The 23,231-nt window shown below is 69.2% G+C and carries 26 protein-coding genes and 2 tRNA genes; 12 read left to right on the top strand and 16 right to left on the bottom strand.

Annotated elements, in window-relative coordinates; all coding sequences use genetic code 11:
• Window positions 1-104: 104 nt before the first annotated feature.
• Window positions 105-1,058, top strand: coding sequence for an LLM class flavin-dependent oxidoreductase (locus VGF64_07190; protein ID HEY1634524.1), 954 nt, complete (start codon window positions 105-107; stop codon window positions 1,056-1,058).
• A gap of 15 nt (window positions 1,059-1,073) precedes the next feature.
• Window positions 1,074-1,694, top strand: coding sequence for a TMEM175 family protein (locus VGF64_07185; protein ID HEY1634523.1), 621 nt, complete (start codon window positions 1,074-1,076; stop codon window positions 1,692-1,694).
• Window positions 1,695-1,773: 79 nt separating this feature from the next.
• On the opposite strand, the gene VGF64_07180 is transcribed toward VGF64_07185, so the two are convergent.
• The 3 genes from VGF64_07180 to VGF64_07170 all read right to left on the bottom strand — a co-directional run bounded on the left by VGF64_07180 (window position 1,774) and on the right by VGF64_07170 (window position 3,245).
• A complete protein-coding gene (locus VGF64_07180) occupies window positions 1,774-2,100 on the bottom strand; it encodes a WhiB family transcriptional regulator (GenBank protein ID HEY1634522.1) in 327 nt (108 codons plus the stop codon).
• Window positions 2,101-2,222: 122 nt separating this feature from the next.
• Window positions 2,223-2,396, bottom strand: a complete 174-nt coding sequence (locus VGF64_07175) for a hypothetical protein (GenBank protein HEY1634521.1) — start codon at window positions 2,394-2,396, stop codon at window positions 2,223-2,225.
• A 96-nt stretch (window positions 2,397-2,492) separates the two neighbouring features.
• Window positions 2,493-3,245, bottom strand: a complete 753-nt coding sequence (locus VGF64_07170) for an inositol monophosphatase family protein (protein HEY1634520.1) — start codon at window positions 3,243-3,245, stop codon at window positions 2,493-2,495.
• Window positions 3,246-3,306: 61 nt separating this feature from the next.
• On the opposite strand from VGF64_07170, the gene VGF64_07165 reads away from it, so the two are divergent.
• From VGF64_07165 to VGF64_07135, 7 genes are all read left to right on the top strand, one after another.
• Window positions 3,307-3,867: a hypothetical protein gene (locus VGF64_07165; GenBank protein ID HEY1634519.1), complete on the top strand. Its 561-nt coding sequence runs from the start codon at window positions 3,307-3,309 to the stop codon at window positions 3,865-3,867.
• Between the two features lie 17 nt (window positions 3,868-3,884).
• Window positions 3,885-4,265, top strand: a complete 381-nt coding sequence (locus VGF64_07160) for a hypothetical protein (protein ID HEY1634518.1) — start codon at window positions 3,885-3,887, stop codon at window positions 4,263-4,265.
• A gap of 71 nt (window positions 4,266-4,336) precedes the next feature.
• Window positions 4,337-5,023 (top strand): hypothetical protein, encoded by a 687-nt coding sequence (locus tag VGF64_07155; GenBank protein HEY1634517.1) that lies wholly within the window; start codon window positions 4,337-4,339, stop codon window positions 5,021-5,023.
• 10 nt (window positions 5,024-5,033) lie between these two features.
• Entirely contained in the window at window positions 5,034-5,825 is a 792-nt protein-coding gene (locus VGF64_07150; protein ID HEY1634516.1) for an SDR family oxidoreductase, read from the top strand.
• 637 nt (window positions 5,826-6,462) lie between these two features.
• Window positions 6,463-7,632, top strand: coding sequence for a PP2C family protein-serine/threonine phosphatase (locus VGF64_07145; GenBank protein HEY1634515.1), 1,170 nt, complete (start codon window positions 6,463-6,465; stop codon window positions 7,630-7,632).
• Window positions 7,620-7,949 carry an STAS domain-containing protein gene (locus VGF64_07140; GenBank protein ID HEY1634514.1) on the top strand — a complete coding sequence of 110 codons (330 nt, stop codon included), beginning with the start codon at window positions 7,620-7,622 and terminating at the stop codon, window positions 7,947-7,949. The genes VGF64_07145 and VGF64_07140 overlap by 13 nt, the downstream gene beginning before the upstream one ends.
• On the top strand, window positions 7,946-8,368 hold the full coding sequence (locus VGF64_07135; GenBank protein HEY1634513.1) for an ATP-binding protein: 423 nt from the start codon (window positions 7,946-7,948) through the stop codon (window positions 8,366-8,368). The genes VGF64_07140 and VGF64_07135 overlap by 4 nt, the downstream gene beginning before the upstream one ends.
• A gap of 27 nt (window positions 8,369-8,395) precedes the next feature.
• Here the strand turns inward: VGF64_07135 and VGF64_07130 are convergent, their stop codons facing one another.
• Entirely contained in the window at window positions 8,396-8,743 is a 348-nt protein-coding gene (locus tag VGF64_07130) for a metalloregulator ArsR/SmtB family transcription factor (GenBank protein ID HEY1634512.1), read from the bottom strand.
• Between the two features lie 75 nt (window positions 8,744-8,818).
• Between VGF64_07130 and VGF64_07125 the strand changes: the two genes are divergently transcribed.
• Together VGF64_07125 and VGF64_07120 are read left to right on the top strand one after the other, a co-directional pair.
• On the top strand, window positions 8,819-9,286 hold the full coding sequence (locus VGF64_07125; GenBank protein ID HEY1634511.1) for an ArsI/CadI family heavy metal resistance metalloenzyme: 468 nt from the start codon (window positions 8,819-8,821) through the stop codon (window positions 9,284-9,286).
• Between the two features lie 56 nt (window positions 9,287-9,342).
• Entirely contained in the window at window positions 9,343-9,756 is a 414-nt protein-coding gene (locus VGF64_07120) for an arsenate reductase ArsC (protein ID HEY1634510.1), read from the top strand.
• A gap of 102 nt (window positions 9,757-9,858) precedes the next feature.
• Here VGF64_07120 and VGF64_07115 read toward each other — a convergent pair.
• Both VGF64_07115 and VGF64_07110 read right to left on the bottom strand, forming a co-directional pair.
• Window positions 9,859-9,931, bottom strand: a tRNA-Ile gene (locus VGF64_07115).
• A 21-nt stretch (window positions 9,932-9,952) separates the two neighbouring features.
• Window positions 9,953-10,025, bottom strand: a tRNA-Asn gene (locus VGF64_07110).
• A 108-nt stretch (window positions 10,026-10,133) separates the two neighbouring features.
• Here VGF64_07110 and VGF64_07105 point away from each other — a divergent pair.
• The gene (locus VGF64_07105; GenBank protein HEY1634509.1) at window positions 10,134-10,379 is read left to right on the top strand and encodes a hypothetical protein; all 246 of its coding nucleotides are present in this window, start codon (window positions 10,134-10,136) and stop codon (window positions 10,377-10,379) included.
• Between the two features lie 7 nt (window positions 10,380-10,386).
• On the opposite strand, the gene rpoD is transcribed toward VGF64_07105, so the two are convergent.
• The 10 genes from rpoD to VGF64_07055 all read right to left on the bottom strand — a co-directional run.
• Window positions 10,387-11,688, bottom strand: coding sequence for an RNA polymerase sigma factor RpoD (gene rpoD, locus VGF64_07100; protein ID HEY1634508.1), 1,302 nt, complete (start codon window positions 11,686-11,688; stop codon window positions 10,387-10,389).
• Window positions 11,689-11,723: 35 nt separating this feature from the next.
• Window positions 11,724-13,604 (bottom strand): DNA primase, encoded by a 1,881-nt coding sequence (gene dnaG, locus VGF64_07095; GenBank protein ID HEY1634507.1) that lies wholly within the window; start codon window positions 13,602-13,604, stop codon window positions 11,724-11,726.
• A gap of 184 nt (window positions 13,605-13,788) precedes the next feature.
• Window positions 13,789-15,138 carry a metallopeptidase TldD-related protein gene (locus VGF64_07090; GenBank protein HEY1634506.1) on the bottom strand — a complete coding sequence of 450 codons (1,350 nt, stop codon included), beginning with the start codon at window positions 15,136-15,138 and terminating at the stop codon, window positions 13,789-13,791.
• Entirely contained in the window at window positions 15,135-16,589 is a 1,455-nt protein-coding gene (locus VGF64_07085; GenBank protein ID HEY1634505.1) for a TldD/PmbA family protein, read from the bottom strand. The genes VGF64_07090 and VGF64_07085 overlap by 4 nt, the downstream gene beginning before the upstream one ends.
• 27 nt (window positions 16,590-16,616) lie before the next feature.
• A complete protein-coding gene (ppdK, locus tag VGF64_07080; protein HEY1634504.1) occupies window positions 16,617-19,289 on the bottom strand; it encodes a pyruvate, phosphate dikinase in 2,673 nt (890 codons plus the stop codon).
• 75 nt (window positions 19,290-19,364) lie between these two features.
• Window positions 19,365-20,672 carry a glycine--tRNA ligase gene (locus tag VGF64_07075; GenBank protein HEY1634503.1) on the bottom strand — a complete coding sequence of 436 codons (1,308 nt, stop codon included), beginning with the start codon at window positions 20,670-20,672 and terminating at the stop codon, window positions 19,365-19,367.
• Between the two features lie 57 nt (window positions 20,673-20,729).
• Entirely contained in the window at window positions 20,730-21,446 is a 717-nt protein-coding gene (recO, locus tag VGF64_07070; protein HEY1634502.1) for a DNA repair protein RecO, read from the bottom strand.
• Window positions 21,443-21,604 (bottom strand): hypothetical protein, encoded by a 162-nt coding sequence (locus VGF64_07065; GenBank protein HEY1634501.1) that lies wholly within the window; start codon window positions 21,602-21,604, stop codon window positions 21,443-21,445. The genes recO and VGF64_07065 overlap by 4 nt, the downstream gene beginning before the upstream one ends.
• Window positions 21,601-22,320 carry a polyprenyl diphosphate synthase gene (uppS, locus tag VGF64_07060; GenBank protein HEY1634500.1) on the bottom strand — a complete coding sequence of 240 codons (720 nt, stop codon included), beginning with the start codon at window positions 22,318-22,320 and terminating at the stop codon, window positions 21,601-21,603. Before uppS ends, VGF64_07065 begins: the two co-directional genes overlap by 4 nt.
• Before the next feature lie 35 nt (window positions 22,321-22,355).
• A partial coding sequence (locus VGF64_07055; GenBank protein HEY1634499.1) for an LLM class F420-dependent oxidoreductase occupies window positions 22,356-23,231 on the bottom strand: 876 nt, incomplete at its 5' end.

The raw sequence follows: 23,231 nt of genomic DNA, 5'->3' as shown, positions 1-23,231 counted from the left end.
GTGCCTGATGCACCCGAGCTCCTGGAGCACCTCACGCACCCCGTGGACGAGGAGAAGCTGTTCGACTTCACGCTCGGGGTACTCGTCCAGTCCCTCGTCAGCAGGTGAGCGTCGGGCCGCTCGCGCCGGGCTCGGTCTCGCTCCGGCTGTACCCGCATACCGAGCTGCCCGCGACGGGCATCGTCGACGAGCTCCGGGACCAGGCTGCCTTGGCTGACCGCCACGGCTTCGACGGGGTAATGACCAGCGAGCATCACGGCGGCCTGGCCGGCTATTCGCCCAATCCCCTCCAGCTGGCCGGGTGGCTGCTCGACGCCATGGCCGGAGGCTGGGCCGCGGCGTGCCCCCTGCTGCTCACCCTCCGGCCGCCGGCCCTGGTGGCAGAGGAGGTGGCCTGGCTGGCTGCCCGCTTTCCCGAGCGCGTCGGCGTCGGGGTGGCCGCAGGCGCGCTGGCGAGCGACTTCGAGATCATGGGGCTGACCCAGGACGACCTGACGGCGCGGTTCGCCAGGTCGCTCGACGAGGTGGCCGGCATCCTGGGGGGCACGAGGCCGGGCCGCCTCGCCGACGATCCGGCTGTTGGCCGCTGCCGCCTCCATCCCGTGCCCGTGGTCAGCGCCGCCATCGGCCTGACCGCGGCCAGGCGGGCCGCCGGCTGCGGCGTCGGCATCCTGCTCGACTCGCTGGCCACCGCCGAGCGCTGCCGCCAGCTCACCGACGTCTTCCGCCAGGCCGGCGGCACCGGCCCGTGCATCCTTGTCCGGCGGGCCTGGCTCGGCGATCCGCCACGCGATCGTCTCGAACGCCAGGTCGACGTCTACCGCGGCTACGCGTCGACAGCCGCTCAGTCGCACTGGAGCAGCGACCAGCTCGTCACCGGTACCAAGGCCGGCTCGGTCGCCGACCAGCTCGCCGACGTCGCCCGCCGAGCCGGTGCCGACGCGCTCAACCTGCGCATCCAGGTCCCTGGAGTGACACCGGCGGACGCCCGCGACCAGATCCTGCGCCTCGGCAACGAAGTGCTCCCGCCCCTTCGCCGGCAGCTGGCCGTGACCTGAGGTAAGCAGGACCCCATGGACAGCGCCAGGCTGGAGGCGTTCAGCGACGGCGTCTTCGCGGTGGCCATCACGCTGCTGGCCCTCGACCTGGCCGTGGCCGGGCCTGGCCACGGCACCCTCGCTCACCAGCTGGCGGACAAGTGGCCCGCGTTCGCCGCCTACTTCATCAGCTTCCTCACCATCGGGATCATCTGGGTCAACCACCACGGCATCTTCAAGAACCTTGCGGAGATCGACCGGACGCTCCTGTTCCTCAACCTCCTGCTGCTCTTCTTCGTGGTGAGCATTCCCTTCGCCACCTCGACCATGGCGACCTACGTGACGAGCGGCGGCACCGACTCCCATCTGGCCGCCGCCATGTACATGGGAGCGTACGAAGGCATGTCGATCGCCTTCGCCCTGATCTTCTGGTGGTCGGTCCGCCACGAGCACATGAAGGTCCCGCTCTCTCCCACCGACGCCCGCCGGGCGCTGGCCCGGTTCAGCCTGGGCCACATCGGCTACATCACGGGGATCGGCATCGCCTTCGTGAGCGCTCCGGCCACCCTCGTCATCAGCGCCGTCGTCGCCATCTACTACGTCTTCGAACAGACCCCCAGGCGGGATGCGGCAACAGACGCACCCGGAAGCGTCTAGAGCGAGCACGGTCCGTCCAACCCGGCCACAGGCGAAGACCGGGTCGGGCTGAACGGATGGCAGCGGCGGGTGCCGCGGGTCAGGCCGTCATCTGCGCATGAGGGTTCTTCGGGGGACGCCCGCGCTTGCGCTTGAACGGCAGAATGCGGCCGTTGGCGAAGAGCTGGCCGCCCCACACGCCCCAGGGCTCGCGCCGCTCGAGCGCACCCTCGAGGCACTGCTCGGCAACCGGGCAGCCGGCGCAGATGGCCTTCGCCCGGGCGATGTCGTCGAGCTGCTCGGAGAAGAACAGCTCGACCGTGCTGGCAGTTCCGTCGCGACAGCTGGCCTGATCCCAGTCGGCGCCTGACCGCGCGTCGATGAGCAGGGCCTCGATGCCTCTGGCTTCTTGGGCTGCGGCGAGCATCTCGCCTCCCCTTTCGGTCAGGATCGGATCTCCAGGCAGCCGCAGCGAGCTGCACGGAGGGAAACAAAAAGGCCGCCGGAGATTCCGGCGGCCTCTGAGCCAAGCTCTGGAGCGAAGGATGACTACCCAGTTGCTGCTCCAGGGGGGCTCGTCGGCCGCACGGCCTTGTCGCCGTTGGCGGTCATACGCCCATGGTGAAATGCCGCAAACGGCGAGAGGGGCTGACCGCCACGACGCCGCGTCCAGATGAGGGCGTGGCGGTCGGCCGTGAGCTCGATCACAGCGACGTTCCGCATCCACGCTCCCTCGTGTCTGGCGCGAGGGCCTTCCCCGCTCCCGCCATCCGACCATGGCTTCCGGGCGCCGTCAACCTATTTTCCAGGCCGGCCCGATCACCGCCCCGGAAGGGACGTCCTGGCGTTGACCAGCGAGCTCAGCAGCGCCGGGGTCGCCGCCGCCACCGGTACCCGGCGGTCCGCGTGCTCCAGGGCCACCAGCGGGCGCCCCCGAGCGTCGACGACGGCCGCACCAGCCTCGCGGCACACGAGCGCGCCACCCAGATAGTCCCAGGGCCCCTGGCCCGAGCCGCTGCAGTCCACGTAGGCGTCCAGGGTCCCCTCGGCGACGGCGCACAGGTCCAGGGCGGCGGCTCCCAGCGCCCGGAACTGGCCCCATCCGAGATGGCGCGCTGGATACCCCGAGAGGGCGACGATCGCACGCTCGAGGGCCTCGCACCCCGACGCCCTGAGCGACCGCCCGTCTCGTCGCGCCCCACCCCCGCGCACCGCCTCGAAGCGGACGCCGCTGGCCTGGTTGGCCACGACCGCGACCCGCGGACCCTCCTCGTCCACCGCGCACAGGCTGGTGGCGTACCAGGGCAGGCCGTGGGCGGCGTTGGTCGAGCCGTCGACGGGATCCAGCACGGCGACCACGGGCCGCCCGGCCCCGGCCAGGCCCGACTCCTCGCTCAGCACCCCCAGGCCCGCCTCCACGAGGATCGGAACGGCGGCGGCGTCAGCGACCAGATCCGACCGGTACTGGTCGGGCCGGGTACCGGCTGGACCCCAGTCCTCCAGCCCGGCCAGGGCGACGGCCACCGCCGTCACGGCCTCGTGCAACACCTCGAGCAACTGATCGTCGTCCACGGGTGAGCGACGTTATCCGCGGCGAGAGTGGTGCGACCCACCCCCCAAGTAGGCTGGCGCCGTGGCGGTCATCGACGTCGCTGGATATGTGGCCGAGCTCAAGGACCACGCGGTGGATCACGGGTTCCACGTGCACGACGAGCGGCACTTCGTGGAGACCTACTCGCTGCGCCAGGTGTGGGAGGTCGACCTGCACCCCGAAGAAGGCTGCGGTGGACCGCTCGATCTCCACCTCGCCCTCGAGGTCGACCCCCGCGTGCTGCTGTCGTTCGAGGACGCGGTGGTGGAGCTCCCCGAGGACTCGGACCCGGCGGACGAGTTTCACTTTCCCCTGACCTTCACCTGGGCCCTCCCTCCGCTCCCGACCGGGCCCGACCTTCTTCGCCTGGCCATTGATCTCGCCGGGGTGGGGGGCCTCGAGCTGCCGCTTGAGGCATCGGCGATCGACTCCTTCGCGTCGGCCACCGACGCCCCCGAGCGACGCCTCACGATCGTGGCCCGCCAACGGGTCTCCCTGGCGCGGGTTCTGGCCGGAGAGGAGCTGCTCTGTGAGGTGTTCGACCGCTCACTCGCCGTGAGCCGGTTCCTGCTCGAGGCAGCACCCGCTTGGCTGGGGGAGTAAGTTCCCGGGACCCACGCGTGCGCGGCCGGCCCCGTCGGGTGAGGATCGGCCTCTCCGCGCTGGCGCTGGGATGTCTCGCCATGGTGGCCGGCTGCAGCGCGAGCTCTGACTCCACGGCCAAGCAGGCTTGTCAACACGTCGAGCGTTCGCTGCGCCTCTATGCCCAGGCGGCGTCCAACCCCGATCCCGCGGCCGCCGACAAAGAGCGGGTCGACGCCCTGGTCGAGCTCAGGACCGCACTTCCGTTGGCGTCTGTGGCAGCGGCTAACTCGGGACAGTGGGAAGCGCTGCGAACGACGCTGAGCGAGAGCCCGAACGTCGACGAGAGCCGTCTGGTGGCAGCGCTGACCCAACAGTGCCAGGTCGCCCTGGCACCCCCCAGCGCCCGGACCTTCTGACGACCCGGCGGCGAGCGCCGCCTACCATTCCCCGCGTCATCGAGAGGACGTCGCAAACGAAGGGAGCAGAGATGCGGCGCCTGGTTGCCACGACCGGCGCGCTCACCATCGTGGTGACGGCCGGGTGCGGCGGCGGCTCGACAGTGTCTCCGCCGAGCTCGTCGCCTGACACCACATCCGCCGCTCGGATCAACCTTCAGCAGAGCGACTTCCCGGCGGGCTGGCAGGGGCATCCCAACCCGGTGACCGCTCCTGGCAACGCGAACATGGAGCGAACTTTGTACGCCTGTCTCGGGACGGCGCCACCCGACTCGCACACGACGGCCAACGTCAACTCTCCCGCCTTCGTCCTCAGCGCCCAGCAGGCCAGCTCCAACGTGAAGCTCACCCGCACGACGGCGCAAGGCCAGGCCGACTACGGCGTCCTTGCCCAGACCACCTTCGGTAACTGCGCCCGTCAGTCCCTGTTGAGCACCCTGCCGCGCGCACTGCCTGCCGGGTCCGCCGTCACCTCCAGCTCGGTGAGCGGTGTGCCGGCCACGGCTCCACCGGGCGACCGGGTCACGGCGGCCGCCGTCACCGTCAACGTCGTCGTCCAAGGCGGTCGCACGACAGTCGACGCCGAGCTCACCACGATCCTCCGCGGTCGCGCCGTCGTCGCCGTGCAGACGATCGGCCTCGGGCAGCCGTTTCCGGCTGACGTCCGGCAGACGATCGTCGCCAACGTCGAGAACCGCGCCAATCAGTTACCTGCATAATGATGTCCTCATGGGCACGATCGTGATCACCGGCGCCTCCAGCGGGATGGGGGCGGCCACGACCGAACGGCTGGTGGCAGACGGCCACCGGGTCATCGGCGTGGACCTCAACGACGCCGAGGTCGCGGCTGACCTGGGGACACCAGCGGGTCGGCGCGCCGCGATCGACAACGTGGCATCTCTCTCGGCCGGCACGGTGGACGGCCTCGTCACCTTCGCCGGCCTGGCGGGGCTCAAGGACAGACCCGGAGCGCTGCTGGTGGCGGTGAACTACTTCGGGACCGTCGAGCTGCTCGCCGGCCTGCGAGGGCTGCTCGCTCGCGGGACGAACCCGGCTGCCGTCGCCATCAGCTCCAACTCCACGACCTGCCAGCCGGGCCTGCCGCTCGAGCTGGTCGACGCCTGCCTCGCCGGCGACGAAGCCATGGCCAAGGAGATCGGCGACAGCGTCGGCTCGTTGGCCGCCTATCCGGCGACGAAGACGGCGATCGCCCGCTGGGTCCGCCGGCAGGCCCCGACCTCCGATTGGATCGGGGCGGGGATCACGCTCAACGCAGTTGCGCCCGGGTTCATCGAGACGCCGATGACCGCGGAGGTCCGGCGGGACCCGGTCATCGGTTCGGCGTTGGATCAGTTCCCCTTGCCAGCTGGACGTGTCGGCCGACCGGAGGAGATCGCTGGGCTCATCGCCTTCCTGCTCGGCCCTGACGCCAGGTTCGTGTGCGGGTCTCTCGTCTTCGTGGACGGAGGTACCGACGCGCTCCTCCGCACCAATGACTGGCCTGCGCCGTGGGCTCCCTGAGCACGTGACCAGCGAGCGCTGGGGGCGGGCCCTCTAGCTCCAGAGACGGCGCCGAGCCTATGCTCGACCAACGTCCCGAGGGATGGGTGTGCCTCAGGTACCGGGGGGAAAGTCATTGATTCGTGCGACCGCCATCGAGTCTCCAGTAAGGATGGCTCGACCTCAGGCGGCTGTTGGTGCCAACACAGGAGCGACGAGGCGGCTGGCAGGGTCCCGAGGGTCGGGACCTCACCCCCTGACCGTCGTTGTCCTCTTTGTCAGTCTTGCCCTGGTTGGCGTCCTCACCTGGGCATCGTGGTACGAGCACAACAACAACGAGCAACGTCTCCTCGACGTCCGCGTTCGTGAAGCTGGCTCTGTACTCACTGCCGCACTACCGAGTGTTCAGACGCCTCTGGCGTCGGCTGCAGAGCTCGCGATTGCAACAATGGGTGACCCACGAGGATTCAGCGGGTTCTTTGCGCCGTACGTCGGTGCCGGGCGCCAATTCGTCTCTGCCTCGCTCTGGCCCCTTCAGCCCGGGACCGCTCAGCCCAGCGCTGTCGTCGGTGCCAGCCCACAGCTTGCCGAGTCACCCTCGCAGGCCCAAGCGCTCTTCGTCCGTGCCGCACGGTCTCCTGTCCTGGGCGTGACGGGCATGCTGAACCGGCCCCAGCCCCGCCTCGGATACGCATTCGTCGCTCCCGGTGCGGGCGTGCGCTACGCCGTCTATGCCGAATCTGCCATCCCGGCCAACCGCCGGCTGCGGATCGAGACCAACTCCGCCTTCTCCGACTTGAACTATGCGCTCTACCTGGGGACGACACAGCGCCCCGCGAATCTCGTCGCAACGAGCCTGAGTCACCTACCGGTCACCGGACGACACGCAATGACAACAGTGCCGTTCGGCGACTCGGCCTTCACACTGGTAATGACGGCCCGGGGCAACCTCGGTGGAGGGCTCTCCCAGGAGCTCCCGTGGCTCATTGCCGTACTTGGAACGCTGCTGGCCGTCACCGCGGCCCTGGTGACCGAGCGGCTCATCCGCCGGCGACAGCATGCCGAGCAAGCCGCGACCGAGCTGGGCGTGGTCGCAGGCGAGAGACAGCGCCTCTATGCCGAGCAGCGTGGCCTTGCCGAAGCGCTCCAACATGCGCTTCTTCCACTCGATGTTCCCGCCTTTCCCGGCGTTGAGATCAGCGTGGAGTACCGACCTGGCGTCGGCGACGTGGAGATCGGCGGCGATTGGTACGACGTCATCCACCTCCACGATGGAGCCTTCGTGCTGGTCGTCGGCGACGTATCGGGGCGCGGGCTGCGCGCTGCCACGGTCATGGCGTCGCTGCGCTATGCCATCCGAGCCTATGCAGCCCAGGGAGATGAGCCCGCCGTCATCCTCGACAGGCTCTCGGGGCTGCTGAGTGTTGCCGGCGACGGCCACTTCGCCACGGTCGTCTGCGCGCTCGTCGACATCGAGCGGCATCAGATGACCATGGCCAATGCTGGGCACTTGAACCCTTTGCTCATCGTCGGCGACGAAGCCCGCTATGTGACAACCGATGTCGGTGCGCCTGTGGGCGTGTCCGATCACCCCGCCTATCGGTCGGTGACCGTTCCCATTCCTCACGGCGCGACCCTTGTTGCGTTCACTGACGGCCTCATCGAACGACGCGGGGAAGACCTCGACGTCGGATTGGAAAGGATGCGCCAATCCGCGCTGGCCAGCGACGACTCGCTCGACAGCATGTTGCGACGGGTGCTCCACGAGCTCACACCCGATGGATCCGACGATGACATAGCTGTGGTGGGGGTGAAATGGCTGGCTTAGAGCACAGCGGGGGACCCGAAAGCTCGGTCCAGACGTCTGTCGATGAATCCGGCACACCGATCATCACGATCAGCGGAGAGGTCGACCTGTCCAACGCCGATTCCATCGCGGCAGCCGTCGAGCCCATCATGGCCAAAGGACCCGAGAGACTCATCGTCGACGCAAGTGGCCTCGACTTCATGGACAGCTCCGGCATCGCGCTGCTGCTGCGCTGGGGCCGAGAGTCGGTCCGTGTCGAGCTTCGACACCCGTCCCGGATCATCCGCCGAACCATCGAGAGCATGGGACTGACTGACATTCTCCACATCGATCCATGACATCCACCCGGAGCTTTGTAGCAGAGCCGACCTCTGTCGGGGCGGCGCGCCGCTTTGCCACAGACGCACTCCCCCAGCTCCCGCGAGAGGGACTGGAGGCTATCGTCCTGATGGTCTCCGAGCTTGCGTCGAACTGCATCCGCTTCACGCCGGGCGGCTTCAGCGTCAGCATCGAGGATGACAGTCGGAGGGTTCGTGTCGATGTGACCGACCGCGGAGGGGGCGAGCCGACCATACGCTCCCCGCGCCCTACCGACCTTTCTGGTCGCGGGCTTCGGATCGTCGAGGCCATGTCGGACGACTGGGGCGTCGTCCCGGCAGAGTCATCTGCGGGGACGACGGTCTGGTTCACGTTGATGCACGGTGGGGGCGCCCGCCTCGGCGACGAGGACTGCGGCCTTGAGCTCCACGCCGATTGATCATCGGGCTCAGCCGGTCCAGCCGGGTTAGCCTCCCAGCGCCCGACGAACAGCGGCGAGGTGACGGGGGACCACCCGCCACCACGTCCAGCGCCCTCGTTTCTCCCCGACGATCAGCCCGGCCTCGGCGAGGATCTTCGTGTGATGGGAGACGGTGGGCTGGCTCTTGCCCAGAGGTCGCTCCAGGTCGCAGGAGCAGATCTCTGTCTCCGCGGCCACGAGCGAATAGAGGCGGAGGCGCACCGGGTCCGCCAAGGCGGCGAGCACCCGTGCCAGCTCGATCGCCTCGGACTCGGCGAGCGGGGCCTCGACGAGAGACGAGCAGCACAGATCGTCCGAGGAGGTCGCCCTCCGAACCGCTTGCCTGGTCGGCATCGAGCCTCCTATTGACACACGTCGATCAATAGTCCATGCTGCAGATCGACAAACTTCAATCTACCAGGAGGCCTGATGCCCCGGGTTCAGCTCGCTCTCAACGTATCGGACCTCGACGGCGCGGTCGCGTTTTACTCCAAGCTGTTAGCGACGGAGCCAGCCAAGCTGCGGCCCGGCTATGCCAACTTCGCCGTGGCCGAGCCCGCCCTCAAGCTGATCCTCATCGAAGGTTCGGGCCAGCCCGCCTCCCTCAACCACCTCGGTATCGAGGTCGAGGACACCGCCGCGGTCACCGCCGCCCAGGCCCGCCTGGCCGGGGAGGGGCTACCGACCACGAGCGAGGAGGGAGTCTCGTGCTGCTACGCCGTACAGGACAAGGTGTGGGTCGATGACCCCGACGGGGCACCGTGGGAGATCTACACGGTGCTCGACGACGCCGACGTCCCCGCTGGCGAGCGCACCACCGAGCCTGCAGCGTCCTCGGTAGCGGCCTGTTGTGCGGCCCGTCCCGATCTGGCCAGCCAAGCACCAGCCTCCAGCTGACCGTTGCCGCCTCAGCTCATTCGACGGCTCGTGGCCGAGTTCCTCGATAGGTGACGATGGCCAAGACCCCAGAGGTTCTGTTCGTTTGCGTCCACAATGCGGGACGCTCAAAGATGGCAGCTGCCTTGCTCGACCATCATGCTCACGGACGGGTCCGGGTCACCTCGGCCGGAAGCGAGCCGGCGTCAAAGGTCAACGGGGCCGTGGTTGCAGCCATGCACGAGATCGGCCTCGACGTGTCCGAGGAGTTCCCAAAGCCCCTCACCGACGAGGCAGCCCGAGCGGCCGATGTCATCGTCACCATGGGATGCGGCGACGCCTGTCCGGTCTTCTTGGGCAAGCGGTACCTCGACTGGGATCTACCTGACCCCGCCGGCAAGAGCGTCGAGGAGATCCGGCCCATCCGCGAGGAGATCGACAGGCGAGTCAAGGAGCTGATGACCGAGCTCGTCGGGGCCGTGGAGAGCTAGGTCGGAGTCTGTCTGGTCTCTGAAGACCGGCATGACAGCAGTCATGCGGCGACAAGTAACTAACGCTGTCACCGCCGAACGATGCTGAAATACTGACGGTCGTGGGCCGGGCAGGGATCGAACCTGCGACCAAGGGATTATGAGTCCCGTGCTCTGACCACTGAGCTACCGGCCCGACTGGCTGCGATGCGGCGAGCTCCGGGGGCGAGACTCGAACTCGCAACCTAGTGGTTAACAGCCACCCGCTCTGCCGATTGAGCTACCCCGGAACGACTCGACCCTAGCAGCGCTCCAGTTTGCCCCACGATGGCCCCCAGCAGCGACGATACGCTTGGGTCCGGGCCCCGAGGCTCGCTCCCAAGGAGTATGAAGGAACCATGAGACTACGTATCGGGTTCATCAGCGGCTTCGCCATCGGCTACTACCTCGGAGCCATGGCGGGTCGTGAACGCTACGAGCAGATCAATCGGATGCTGCGCCAGGCCCAGGACTCGAACGCCCTCGAAGGGGCGGCGGGCAAGGCACGGGCGGTTGTCGACCTCGGCCGGGAGAGGGCACGCGACGTCGTCGGGACCAAGTCGACAGATGGCGCGGGCTCGAAGGACGCCGAGACGCCGACCTGAGGGTCGCTCACTCGGCGTCGAGATAGTCGCGGAGCGGCTGGCTCCGCATGGGGTGGCGCAGCTTGGCGAGGGTCTTGGCCTCGATCTGGCGTATCCGCTCCCGCGTGACCCCGAACGCCCGGCCCACCTCTTCCAGCGTCCGAATGTGACCGTCCTCCAGCCCGAAGCGGAGGCGCACGATGTCCTGCTCGCGTGGGCTCAGCTCCGAGAGAGCCTTCTTCACTGCCTCGTTGAGCAGCACCCGCGTGGCGGCGTCGGGCGGCACGACGGCGCCCTGGTCCTCGATGACGTCGGAGAGGCTGAAATCCTCCTCGTCTCCCATCGGCTGCTCGAGGGACACCGTGTCCTGGTTGATGCGCTGGATGTCACGGACCCGCTCCACGGCCAGCTCGAGCCGCAGTGCCAGCTCGTCGATGTTCGGCTCACGACCGAGCTCCTGGAGCAGCTGGCGCTGCGCTCGCGCCACCTTGTTGATGGTCTCCACCATGTGGACCGGGATGCGGATGGTGCGAGCCTGATCGGCGATCGCTCTGGTGATCGCCTGGCGGATCCACCACGTGGCGTAGGTCGAGAACTTGAAGCCCCTCGTGTAATCGAACTTCTCGACCGCCCGCATGAGGCCCAGATTGCCCTCCTGGATCAGGTCCAGGAAGGCCATGCCCCGGTTGCGGTACCGCTTGGCGATCGACACGACCAGACGGAGGTTGGCCTCGACCAAGAGGTCCTTGGCCTCCGATCCGCTGACTACAAGACGGCGCTGCTTTCTCAGCGTCTCGCGCGGCACGCCGTCGGGACCGTGGCGCTCCTCGAGCTCGGCGATGCGCTCGGCGGCGGCAAGGCCCTTCTCGATACGACGCGCGAGCACCACCTCGAGCTCGGCCGTGAGCAGCGGCACCTTTCCGATCTCCCGGAGGTAGGTGCGCACCGGATCGATCGCCGCGCCTGCGTCTCCAGAAAGGTCAATCGGCGGAGGCGCCGGCGCACGATCGGGCACCGGCACCGCTTCGACACCTTGGCGGCTGGACGTGTGGTGCGGGGTCAGACGGTCGTGCGACGAAGCGCTAGGGACGACCCCCCCTTTGGGGGGCGCCGCTACCCCGTTCCGCCCGTTGTCACCGACATCGTCCTCACCGTGGTCGGCGTGATCGTCGACGTACCTGATCCCCTCGGCCTTGACCCTGCTGATGAGCGCGTCGATCAGGGGGGCGCTGAGCTCGACGCTCTTCACCACTGACATCAGGTCATCCTGCGTCAGGACGCCATGAGCTCTGCCCCGCTCCAGGAGCCGGGTTAGCCCCCCCTCCGGCACACCGTCCGATATGGACAGTGCTGGTACCGCTTCGCTCACGCGTCCTCCCGCACCGATTCCACAAGCCAGGGTAGCAACCCGTTCACCGTTTCGACGGCGGTAGCGGGTTGGCGCAATTCCTCGATCTTGAGGCGGAGCCACGTGGTGAGCGGCGCAAGCTCGAGAAAGCGAGTTTCCGACGCGCGGGCGTCGGATTCGAGCTCGGCCAGCGCACGCAGGGCGGCCAGCTCCACCAATCGCGTCACCACCTCGTCGGCATTGGCATCGGTGTCCTCGACAGCGAGGCGCTCGAGGAGCGCTGCGGCGGCAGGCTCGGCCCGATCGATCGCCTCGTGCAAGGTGGCCGACGAAGCCAGAGCCTCGAATCCAGCGCGCTGAATCGCGTTCGAAAAAAGCACGGCCTCGAGACGGTCGGCGACCTCTTCCGGGCGGTGAACGGCTAGGCGTAACGCCTCGATCCCCGGTCCGTCGTGATCCGCGACTGGACGCCCACGCGGTCGGCGATCAGGGTCGGGAACGCGCGACGCGCCGTCTGAGTCGTCGTCGCCAGCGCGACCAACCGCCTGGTGCGAACCGGACCGGCCCGCTCGTCTCGTCGCGGTCGTGTGGCGCGTCTTCTCGCGCCGGAGCTCGTCGAGTCGGGAGCGCAACCGATCCGCGTCGATGCGACAACGGTCGGCCACATTCATCACGTACTGGTCGCGCACGAGATCGCTCGGATGTTCGGCAATCACGATCAGCGACGCCTCGGCAGCCTTGGCCCGACCCTCGGCACTACGCAGGTCGGCCTCAGACAGTGCCCGTTCCAGACGAAAGGACAAGAAGGGCTTGGCCTCCTCGATGGCGGTCCGCAAGCCGTCCGGATCGGTCCTCGCCATCTCGGCGGGGTCAGTGCCTGATGGCATGTCGGCAACCGCCACATCGACCTCGTGGCGACGTTCCCATTCGTACACCCGGTCGGCAGCGGTCTGCCCCGCCGTGTCAGCGTCATAGGCCAGCACGACGCGTCGGGCGAATCGACGCAGGATCTGGAAGTGGTCCTCACCGAGCGCGGTGCCGCAAGTGGCCACAGCGCGGCGAAGCCCGATCCCGAACAGGGCGATGACGTCGGTATAGCCCTCGCAGACGATCGCTTCTCCGGATTGCACGACCTCGCCCTTGGCCCAGTTGAGCCCGTACAGGGTGCGTCGCTTCGAGTAGATCGGCGACTCGGGCGAGTTCTTGTACTTGGGGCCCTCCGTGCCGCCGCCGACGTCACGGGCCGGGAGGACGCGCCCGCCGAAGGCAACGGGACGACCACCGGCGTCGAAGATCGGGAACAGCACCCTGGCCCGGAACGCGTCCTGCTGACGTCCTACGCGGTTGACGAAACCGAGTCCCGCGTCGGCCAGCACCTCCCCCGGCACCTCGAGCGCCCGAGCGAGCGCATCCCAGTCGTCGGGCGCCCAGCCCAGCGAGAACGCCCGCACCGTCGACGCGTCGTAGCCGCGAGAGCGCAGGTAGTCGCGGGCCCGGCCACCGTCGGGGTGGTGGAGCAGTCGCTCGTGGTACCACTCCACGGCGGCGCCCATCGCAGCCTGGAGTCGGTCACGGCGCTTGCGCTCCCGTCCGCCGCCGGCGTCCTCGTGCTGAATCGTGATGCCGGTCCGCCCGGCCAGCCGCTCGACCGCCTCCACGAAGTCAAGGTGCTCGACGGCCCGCACGAAGCTGATGGCGTCGCCGGCGGCCTGGCACCCGAAGCAGTAGTAGAGGCCTTCCTCTCCGTTCACCGTGAACGACGGCGTCTTCTCGGAATGGAACGGGCACAGGCCGACCCAGCGCCGGCCCTGCCGGCGCAGGGCGACATGCTCGCCCGCCAGGGCCACGAGGTCGGTCGCCGCCCGCACCTGGGCGACGGCCTCGTCGGGGATCGCCACGGTTTGGACGGTACCGTTCTCCTGGCGGCTTCGCCGCGGTTCCTCGGTTGGGGCCGCTACCCCCGCTCGGACGACCTTGTCGCGACTGGGCGCGCAGAGCGCACCCAGTCGCTGCAGGTTCGCTCTGCCGGGCTCTCGGTCACCGAACTGCAGCGATCAGGCGTGTTTGAGCCCGAGCCGATCCTCAGCCCCTGGCGCCCCCGGTGAAGTTCCACGAGGCGAGGTGCAGGCTGGGCACGAAGGCGCTGCTGTTGACGAGGCGGGCGTCCGGAGCGATCGCCTTGATGTGGCCAGGCGCCACGGCGCCGGCATACGACTGGGTGAAGCGAAGGTTGCGCACACCCCGGGTCACCTGTCCGTCTTCGACGAGGAAGAGCCCGTTGCGGGTCAGGCCGGTCACGACCTGGGTCTTGGGGTCGAGGATGCGGGTGTACCAGAAGTCGGTCACCAGCAGCCCCCTCGTCACAGCCCCCACGACCTCGTCCCGGCTGCCCCGGCTCGCCGGCGCGCCCCCGGAACCGGCATCGCCGGCGGCGCCGAGGAAGAGGTTCGTCGGGTAGGCGCCGAACCGCTCCCCGCCTCCGATGGCGTGGCCGGTCGAGGTGGTCCCCGCCTTGGCAGCCGTGCGGCGGTCGTGAACCAGTCCCACCGACACCCCCGCCTCCACCATGGGCATCCGTCGCTTGGGAGTGCCCTCGGCGTCGAAGCCGAGGCCCACGGCCCGGTCGTCGGTGGCGTCGTCCCAGAGGCTCACGGCGGCGTCGAACTGCGCCTCGCCCACGTGCACGAACGACCGCCCATCAGCGTGCATCTTGGCGTTGAAGCCGTAGCCGACGAGGAACTGGCAGATGTCAGCCACACATGCGGGCTCCAGGATCACCTCGTAGCGGCCCGGCGGCAGCTCGATCGCCTCGGCACCGAGCGCCGCCCGCGAGGCGGCGGCCTCGCCTGCCCCGGCCCCGTCCAGCGAGGCCAGGTCGACTGCCGTCTGGGCACCACTCCCGTCGGCGGACCCGAGCCGGAGGATGCCGTCGATCGTGGCTTGCGTGGACCGGCCGGCGAGCCGCTGGCCGTCGGTGTTGGCGAAGCCCGTCACCTCGCTGGTCGTCTGGCAGTACCCCGCCCCCGACATCCCGGCTCCCGCGGCCAGGAAGGCGGCAACCACCTCGGCCCGCTGTCGAGGCGAGGCCTCGTCGGTCGCCCGGTCGTAGTGGTCAACGGGGGCGACCGGCGCGCGAGGGGCCAGGCCGGGCCAGTCCGGATCGGGAGGCCGGAGTCGGGCGGCCTCCCGGGTGCGCTCCACCAGCGCTCGCAGGGCATCGTCGTCCACCCGGTTGGTGCTCGCCCGGGCCAGCCGGCCGTCGGCGATCAGGGTCAGAGTGACGGAGCACTTCTCCTCGGCGACGTTCTGATGGATCAGGGAGTTGGCGAAACGGGTGAGCGAGCGCCTCCCCGTCGACACCCGCACCTCGGCCGCGCCCGAAGGGCCGACGATCTCGAGCGCCCTGTCGCAGACGGCGAGCTCGGCGCTCAACCCGCCACTCCGACCCGCACGCCACGAAACCTGGCCGGCACCGCCGGATGACCCGTGTGGCCCACCTGGCTCGGCTGGCCCTTGCCACAGTTCGGGGTCCCCCAGAACGCCCATTCGCCGGGGCCGCCCAACCGGTCCAGCGATCCCCAGAACTCAGGCGTGATGCCCGTGTACGTCGGGTTGCGCAGCATCCGCCCCCGCCTCCCACCCTTGATCTCCCATGCGATCTCGCAGCCAAACTGGAAGTTGAGCCGCTGGTCGTCGATCGACCAGGAGCGGTTGGTGTCCATGAAGATCCCGTCGTCGGTCTCGGCGATCATCTCCTCGAGGGAGGAGTCTCCGGGCAGCAGTGCGACGTTGGTCATGCGCACCATCGGGAGCCGGTTGAAGCCGTCGGCCCGGACCATCCCTCCCGCCGGAACCCCGGCCAGGCCCGCGGAGTCCCGGCCCGACAGCACCCCGACCCAGACCCCGTCCCGGACGATGTCGACGCGCTGGGCCGGAGTGCCCTCGTCGTCGTAGCCGAACGATCCCAGCGCGCCCGGCAGGGTGGCGTCGGCGGTGACGTTCATGAGCTCCGAGCCGTAACGGAAGCGTCCCAGCTGGGAGAGGTCCAGGAAGGACGTGCCGGCGAAGGCGGCCTCCCAGCCGAGGATTCGATCCAGCTCGATGGCGTGGCCCACCGACTCGTGGATCTGGAGGGCGAGCTGCTCGCTGCCCAGGATGAGGTCAGCGGTGCCGGCCGGGCAGGGCGGGGCGTGCAAGAGGGCCACCGCCTCCTCGGCGATGCGGCCGGCATTGCCGCCCAGATCGATACCTCGAACCAGCTCCCAGCCCTGGGTGCCGTACTGGCCGCGTATGCCCGGGTAGGACCGACGCTGCGTCTCGCTGTCGCCGACCGCGGTGGCCGTCATCGACGCCCCGCACTCGGCCAGCCGCTGGGAGATCCGGTGGCCCTCGCTCGAGACGAACCACTTCTCGGTGTCCCAGACGGTGGCGTCCGCCTCGGCGAGGGAGATTCCCGCGACTGAGCGCATGGTGGTGGTCGCCTCGAGGAGCAGGTCGGCCTTCTCGCTCAGCGAGACCTCGAGCGGGTGCACCTCGTAGGACGACTCCCAGTGGGCGACCACCGGAGACACCTCGGCCAGCCCCGCCAGCGCAGGTCCGCGTCCCGATCCGGCCACCAGCGCCGACGCGTGGGCGATCTCGGCCGCCCGCTCCCCCGCCCGGCGCGCCGCCGCGGTGCTCGTCTCCGGTGTGGCGAAGAATCCCCACGACGAGCCGATCAGCGCCCGCGCGCCGACGCCGATCGCCTCGCCCTGGCTCACAGATTCAACCGTCTCGTCGCGAGCCGTGACGAGCTGGGTGCGAGTGAGCACGACCCGTGCGTCGGCGTATGAGGCCCCCGCGGCGAGGGCGCCCTCCACCGCCGCCTCAGTGACGTCGAACATCGACCCGCCGCAGCCCCGCCCGGTGCCTCAGACCTGCCCGTCAGCGGCCAGGACGGCCTGGGCTGCAGCCAGGCGGGCGATGGGCACCCGGTAGGGGGAGCAACTGACATAGTCGACCCCCGCCCGGGCGAAGACGACGATCGATTCCGGGTCGCCTCCGTGCTCACCACACACGCCCACCTTGAGGTCGGGACGGGTCTGTCGCCCGCGCTGCACCCCGATGGCCACCAGCTCGCCGACGCCGCCGGCGTCGACGGTCTCGAACGGGTTGTGCGGAAGCAGGCCCTTCTCCAGGTAGTCGCCCATCATCCGCCCTTCGACGTCGTCGCGGCTGAAGCCGAACGTCATCTGGGTGAGGTCGTTGGTCCCGAAGGAGAAGAAGTCGGCCTCCTCGGCGATCTCGTCGGCCCGCAGTGCGGCCCTCGGCGTCTCGATCATCGTCCCGATCGAGACCTCCAGCCGGCGCCGCCTTCCCCTGCCGCTGTCGCGCGACGAGCCGTCAGGCCCGTCACCGACCACCTCGGCGACCGCCTTGGTGACCCAAGAGCGGGCCAGCGCCAGCTCCTCACGAGTCACCGTCAGCGGGATCATGATCTCGACGATGGGCGCCCCTCCGCCAGCCGCCAGCTCCGCCGCCGCCTCCATGAGAGCCCGCACCTGCATGGCGTAGAGGCCTGGCTTGATCACCCCGAGACGGACGCCGCGGGTGCCGAGCATGGGGTTGACCTCCTTCCACGCCCGGGCGGCGTCGTAGAGCAGACGCTCCTGCTCGCTGAGTCCCTCGGTCGCCTCCTTGATGAGCAGCTCGTCGGTGTTGGGCAGGAACTCGTGCAGTGGCGGGTCGAGGAGCCGGACTGTCACCGGGAGACCGTCCATGGCTTGGAGGATCGAGGCGAAGTCGGCCTTCTGCGCCACCCTGAGCTCCTCCAGGGCGGCGTCCTCCTCGTCCGCCGTGGCGGCAAGGATCATGCGACGCACGATCGGGAGCCGGTCGTCGCCCAGGAACATGTGCTCGGTCCGGCATAGCCCGATGCCCTCGGCGCCGAAGCTGCGGGCGTTGGCGGCGTCGGCTCCGGTGTCGGCGTTGGTCCGCACGCCCATGCGTCCCCGCCGGATCTCGTCCGCCCACCCCAACAGCACGGCGAACTCGGCGGGTGGCGAGGCCGCCGTCAGAGGCACCTCGCCCAGGACCACGTCCCCCGTGGTGCCGTCGAGGGAGACGAAGTCGCCCTCGGCCACCCTCACACCGCCGACCGTGAAGCTGCCTCCTGAGATGCGCACCGCTTCGGCGCCGACGACCGCGGGCTTGCCCCAACCCCGGGCCACCACGGCGGCGTGGCTGACCAGCCCGCCGCGAGCGGTGAGGATGCCCTCGGCGGCCATCATCCCGTGGACGTCCTCCGGCGAGGTCTCGGTCCGCACCAAAACCACGTGCTCGCCCCGGCCGGCGGCGGCCACGGCGGCGTCGGCGGTGAAGCAGACCCGTCCCACCGCGGCGCCGGGCGACGCCCCCAGGCCGCTCGTCAGCACGGCTACGTCGCTCGAAGCGAACCGGGGATGGAGCACCTGGTCCAGGTGCTCGCCATCGATGCGTCCCACCGCTTCGGCCCGGGTCAGCTTGATGCGCCGATCCTTGGTCATGTCCACCGCCATCTTGAGCGCCGCCGCCCCGGTGCGCTTGCCCACCCGCGTCTGGAGCATCCACAGCTTGCCCTGGTCGATGGTGAACTCGGTGTCGCACATGTCGCGGTAGTGCCGCTCGAGGCGCTCGAAGATCGCCAGCAGCTCCTTGTAGATCCGGGGGAAGGGGCCCTCCAGGGCGGCGAGCGGCTCGGTGTTGCGGATGCCGGCGACCACGTCCTCGCCCTGGGCGTTGACGAGGAAGTCGCCGTAGGCGCCCTGCGCCCCCGTGGCCGGGTCCCTGGTGAAGCCCACGCCGGTACCGGAGTTGTCGTCGCGGTTGCCGAAGACCATGGCCTGCACGTTGACGGCGGTGCCCAGATCGTGAGGGATGCGCTCGCGGTTGCGGTAGGTGACGGCCCGAGGTCCGTTCCACGAGCCGAAGACCGCCTCGATGGCGCCCCGCAGCTGCTGGCTCGGGTCCTGGGGGAAGGGCGCCCCGGTGGAGCGCTCCACGATCTGCTTGAACGAGGTCACCAGGTAGCGGAGAAGCTCGGGGGGGATGTCGGCATCGGAGGTGGTGTTGGCCAGCTCCTTGGCGGCGTCGAAGAGCCGGTCGAAGTCCTCGCCGGGCAGCCCGAGCACGATGCGCCCGTACATCTGGATGAACCGCCGGTAGGAGTCGTAGGCGAAGCGCTCGTCGCTGGTCTGCTTGGCCAGGCCCTCGACCGACTCGTCGTTCAGCCCGAGGTTGAGCACCGTGTCCATCATCCCGGGCATCGAGAACTTGGCTCCCGAGCGCACGCTCACGAGGAGGGGGTCTCCGGGGTCGCCGAGGTGCTTGCCCATGGCCTTCTCGAGCTTGGTCAGCGCCCGGTCCACCTCCTGGGTGAGCCCGTCAGGCCAGCCGCCGGCCATGTAGGCGCGGCAGGCGTCGGTGGTGATGGTGAACCCGGGCGGCACCGGGAGCTCCAGCACCGACGTCATCTCGGCCAGGTTGGCGCCCTTGCCGCCGAGGAGATCCTTCATCTCCATGGGCGGCTTGCGGTGCTTGTGGTCGAAATTGAAGACGTACGCCATCCGGCCCTCCTGCCACGTTCTCGGCCCCCGAGACTAAAGCCTCCAACCCGGGGGCGTGGGCTGCGGCCGAGGTCGTCAGGTGAGGGCGAGCCGGGTCTTCAGCTCCTCCACCAGGCCGTCGATCGGCACCCGGACCTGGTCGGTGCTGTCCCGCTCCCGGATGGTCACGGCCATGTCGTCCAGGGTCTCGAAGTCAACGGTGACGCAGTACGGCGTGCCGATCTCGTCCTGGCGGCGGTACCGGCGTCCGATCGACTGCGTCTCGTCGTAGTCGCACATGAAGTGCGGCTGGCACAGAGCAAGCACCTTGCGAGCCACCGGCGTCAGTGTCTCCTTCTTGGACAGAGGGAGCACGGTCACTGAGTAGGGCGAGATGCGGTGGTGGAGACGCAGAATCGTTCGATGCTCGCCGCCGACCTCGTCCTCGTCGTAGGCGGCCAGGAGAAAGGCCATCATGGCCCGGGTGGCGCCTGCGGCCGGCTCGATGACATACGGGAAGTAGCGCTCCCCGGTCGATTGGTCGAAGTACTCCAGCCGCTCCCCCGACGCGGCGGAGTGCGCCTTCAGGTCGAAGTCGGTGCGGTTGGCGAGCCCCTCGAGCTCGCCCCAGCCCCAGGGAAAGGCGAACTCGATATCGGCTGTGCGGGCTGAGTAATGGGACAGCTCCTCGGCGCTGTGCTCCCGGAGACGCAGCTTGTCCTCGGGGATGCCCAAGCCCAGGTACCACGCCATCCGCTCGGCGCACCAGTACTCGAACCAGGTGTCGGCCTCCGCCGGAGGAACGAAGTACTCCATCTCCATCTGCTCGAACTCCCGGGTGCGGAAGACGAAGTTCCCCGGGGTGATCTCGTTGCGGAACGACTTGCCGATCTGGGCGATACCGAAGGGCGGCTTCTTCCGGGTCGTCTGAAGCACGTTGGCGAAGTTCAGGAACATGCCTTGGGCCGTCTCCGGACGTAGGTACGCCACCGCACCTTCATCCTCCACCGGACCGGCGTGGGTCTTGAACATCATGTTGAAGGCGCGGGCCTCGGTGAGATCCTTCGAGCCGCAGTTGGGACACACCCCGCCGATCTCGTCCGCCCGCCAGCGCTCATTGCAGTTGCGGCAGTCGACGAGCGGGTCGGCGAAGTTGGTGAGGTGGCCCGAGGCCTCCCAGACCTTGGGACTGGTCAGGATGGCCGCATCGATCCCGACGACGTCGTCGCGCAGCTGGACCATGGATCGCCACCAGGCGTCCTTCACGTTCCGGAGGGCGAGCACGCCGAGAGGCCCGTAGTCGTAGGTGGAGCGGAAGCCTCCGTAGATCTCGGCCGACGGGAACACGAAGCCCCTGCGCTTGCAGAGGTTCACCACGCGTTCCATCAGGTCCTCAGGCGGCATGCACCGAGGATACTGGAGGGCCCCAGCCGCCCCTCCGCCGTTTCTCTCCCGACTTGGTCAGGCCCGCTCGAGCATCCGCAGGGCGCGTAAGCGGCGCTCGAGATGGTGCTCGAGGGCTCGGGACGCCAGGTGCTCGACCTCGTGCGTAGCTGGACCCGGCGGCTCGTCGAGGGCGCCAACGAGGTCGCCGCCGAGGATCCGACGGATCAGATCCAGCGCCTGGGGGCTCACGGCCACACCGCGCCGGCAGGACCGGCACAGCGTCCCACCCTCGGACAGATCGAAGGCGACGAGCGGTTCTACGGCGTCGCAGATGGCGCAGGCATCGAGTAGGGGCTGGTATCCCTCCAACGCCAACAGCTTCCAGAAGAAGGCCGGTACGACAAGGGGAGCGTCGCGTGTCGCCAGGGCTCGCAGGGCGCCGACGAGCATCTCGTACAGGCGGGGATTGGCCTGACGCTCCTGGGCGACCTGGTCGACGGCCTCGAGCATGGCGGTCGCCCGGGACAGCCGGCTCAGATCCTCCCGGACGATGCGGAGGTGGTCGAGCACCTCGGCCTGGGTGACGACATCGAGCTCACGACCCTGCCAGCACAAGAGGGCCACGTGGCTGAGGGGCTCCAGCCGGGCACCGAACCGGCTCTTGGTCTTGCGCACCCCCTTGACGACCGCCCGCACCTTTCCGTGGTCGGCGGTCACCAGGGTGACGATGCGATCGGCCTCACCGAGCCGCATCGTGCGCAGCACGACCCCCTGGTCCCGGTACAGGCTCATCTGACGTAGCCGCCCACGATGATGAAGGCGACCAGAGCGAACACGACCACGAGGATGGCCACGGCCGCCGAGAAGCCGATGGCCGCCAGGAAGGCCACGAGGACCAGCACCAGGAACACGGCGACCACCGCCAGGGGCACCGCGAGGCGGGCGTTCACGCCTCGACTCCTCCGTACCGTCGGTCGCGCCGCTGGAACTCCCGGACCGCCTCGAACAGATGCTGGCGGCGGAAGTCGGGCCACAGCACATCGCTGAACACCAGCTCGCTGTAGGCCAGCTGCCACAAGAGGAAGTTCGAGATCCTGAACTCTCCAGAGGTGCGGATCACCAGGTCGGGATCGGGCGCGTCAGGGTAGTAGAGGTGGGCTCGGATGGCCCGTTCGTCGACTCGGGAGGGCGACACGCCGGAGGCGACCAGAGCCCGAACGGCGTCGACGATCTCGGCCCGGCCGCCGTAGTTGAAGGCCATGGTGAGCGTGAGGCGCCGGTTGTCGCGGGTCAGGGCTTCGGACTCCTGGATGCGACGGAGGAGGCGACGGGGCACGCGCCAGTCCCGGCGCCCGGCGAAGCGGATGCGAACCCCCTTGCCGTTGAGCTCGTCCCGCCGACGGACGAGCAGGTTCTGGTTGAAATTCATCAGGTAACGGACCTCGTCCGGGGGCCGCCGCCAGTTCTCGGTGGAGAAGGCATAGACCGTGAACCACCCGATCCCGAGCTCCAGCATCCCCTCGACGGCGTCGAAGAGCGCCTCCTCGCCGGCGCTGTGCCCCTCGGTCCGGGGCAGGCCCCGCTTCTGGGCCCACCGGCCGTTGCCATCCATCACGCAGCCGACGTGGACCGGCAGGTGTCTGCTGTCGATCCCGTCTAGCTCCACATGGCGAAGCTACCTCCGGCCGACCCGCACGGGGGCTACCCCCCGAGCTGGGGCACGACCTCCTCGGCGATGAGCTGCAGGTGGTCGAGGTCGGTCACGTCCAAGATCTGGAGGTAGACGGCGTCTGTTCCCACATCCCTATAGGAGCGCAGGCGCTCGGCCACCTCGGTCGGGGTGCCGGTCGCCCCGTTGCGCCGCAGCTCAGCGACGTCGCGGCCCACGGCCGTCGCCCGTCGGACCACCTCGTCCTCGTCCGACCCGCAGCACACGGTCACCGCCGCCGATCGCACGAGCCCTGCTGGATCACGCCCCAGTTGCTCGCACGCCGCCCGGACCCGCTCGTACTGACGCTGGCAGTCCTCGGCCGAGTGGAAGGGCAGGTTGTACTCGTTGGCGTACCCGGCGGCCAGCCGGGGCGTCCTCGTGGCGCCTGCCCCACCAAGGACGATGGGCGGGTGGGGCCGCTGGACAGGCTTGGGGAGGGCGGGGCTGTCCTCGACGGCGTAGTGGCGACCCTGGAGGGAGAAGCGTTCGCCGAGCGGCGTGGTCCAGAGCCCCGACACCATCGCCAGCTGCTCCTCGAGCCGCTCGAAGCGCTCGCCGAGCGGCGGGAAGGGGATGCCGTAGGCCCGATGCTCGCCGTCGTACCACCCCGCCCCGAGCCCGAGCTCCACCCGCCCGCCGCTCATGATGTCCACCTGGGCGACGCAGATGGCCAGCGGCCCGGGAAGCCGGAACGTCACGGGAGACAGCAGGGTCCCCAGTCGGATGCGGCTCGTCTCCCGAGCCAGCCCGGCCAGCGTGATCCAGGCATCGGTCGGGCCCGGCTCACCCGTGCCCCCGGTCACCCCGGGGATGTGCAGGTAGTGGTCCGAGCGGAAGAAGGCATCGAAGCCGCACTGCTCCGCCGT

The organism is Acidimicrobiales bacterium (genome assembly GCA_036491125.1).
Classification (GTDB): domain Bacteria; phylum Actinomycetota; class Acidimicrobiia; order Acidimicrobiales; family AC-9; genus AC-9.
This window is presented reverse-complemented; position numbering and strand designations above follow the sequence as displayed.

What these genes read in the sequence shown, in the direction of transcription:
- VGF64_07185 (HEY1634523.1), top strand. Translation starts at nt 1,074, where the DNA reads ATGGACAGCGCCAGGCTGGAGGCGTTCAGCGACGGCGTCTTCGCGGTG.
- VGF64_07180 (HEY1634522.1), bottom strand. Translation starts at nt 2,100, where the DNA reads ATGCTCGCCGCAGCCCAAGAAGCCAGAGGCATCGAGGCCCTGCTCATC.
- VGF64_07175 (HEY1634521.1), bottom strand. Translation starts at nt 2,396, where the DNA reads ATGCGGAACGTCGCTGTGATCGAGCTCACGGCCGACCGCCACGCCCTC.
- VGF64_07155 (HEY1634517.1), top strand. Translation starts at nt 4,337, where the DNA reads ATGCGGCGCCTGGTTGCCACGACCGGCGCGCTCACCATCGTGGTGACG.
- VGF64_07150 (HEY1634516.1), top strand. Translation starts at nt 5,034, where the DNA reads ATGGGCACGATCGTGATCACCGGCGCCTCCAGCGGGATGGGGGCGGCC.
- VGF64_07145 (HEY1634515.1), top strand. Translation starts at nt 6,463, where the DNA reads ATGCTGAACCGGCCCCAGCCCCGCCTCGGATACGCATTCGTCGCTCCC.
- VGF64_07140 (HEY1634514.1), top strand. Translation starts at nt 7,620, where the DNA reads ATGGCTGGCTTAGAGCACAGCGGGGGACCCGAAAGCTCGGTCCAGACG.
- VGF64_07135 (HEY1634513.1), top strand. Translation starts at nt 7,946, where the DNA reads ATGACATCCACCCGGAGCTTTGTAGCAGAGCCGACCTCTGTCGGGGCG.
- VGF64_07130 (HEY1634512.1), bottom strand. Translation starts at nt 8,743, where the DNA reads ATGCCGACCAGGCAAGCGGTTCGGAGGGCGACCTCCTCGGACGATCTG.
- VGF64_07125 (HEY1634511.1), top strand. Translation starts at nt 8,819, where the DNA reads ATGCCCCGGGTTCAGCTCGCTCTCAACGTATCGGACCTCGACGGCGCG.
- VGF64_07120 (HEY1634510.1), top strand. Translation starts at nt 9,343, where the DNA reads ATGGCCAAGACCCCAGAGGTTCTGTTCGTTTGCGTCCACAATGCGGGA.
- VGF64_07105 (HEY1634509.1), top strand. Translation starts at nt 10,134, where the DNA reads ATGAGACTACGTATCGGGTTCATCAGCGGCTTCGCCATCGGCTACTAC.
- VGF64_07085 (HEY1634505.1), bottom strand. Translation starts at nt 16,589, where the DNA reads ATGTTCGACGTCACTGAGGCGGCGGTGGAGGGCGCCCTCGCCGCGGGG.
- ppdK (HEY1634504.1), bottom strand. Translation starts at nt 19,289, where the DNA reads ATGGCGTACGTCTTCAATTTCGACCACAAGCACCGCAAGCCGCCCATG.
- VGF64_07075 (HEY1634503.1), bottom strand. Translation starts at nt 20,672, where the DNA reads ATGCCGCCTGAGGACCTGATGGAACGCGTGGTGAACCTCTGCAAGCGC.
- recO (HEY1634502.1), bottom strand. Translation starts at nt 21,446, where the DNA reads ATGAGCCTGTACCGGGACCAGGGGGTCGTGCTGCGCACGATGCGGCTC.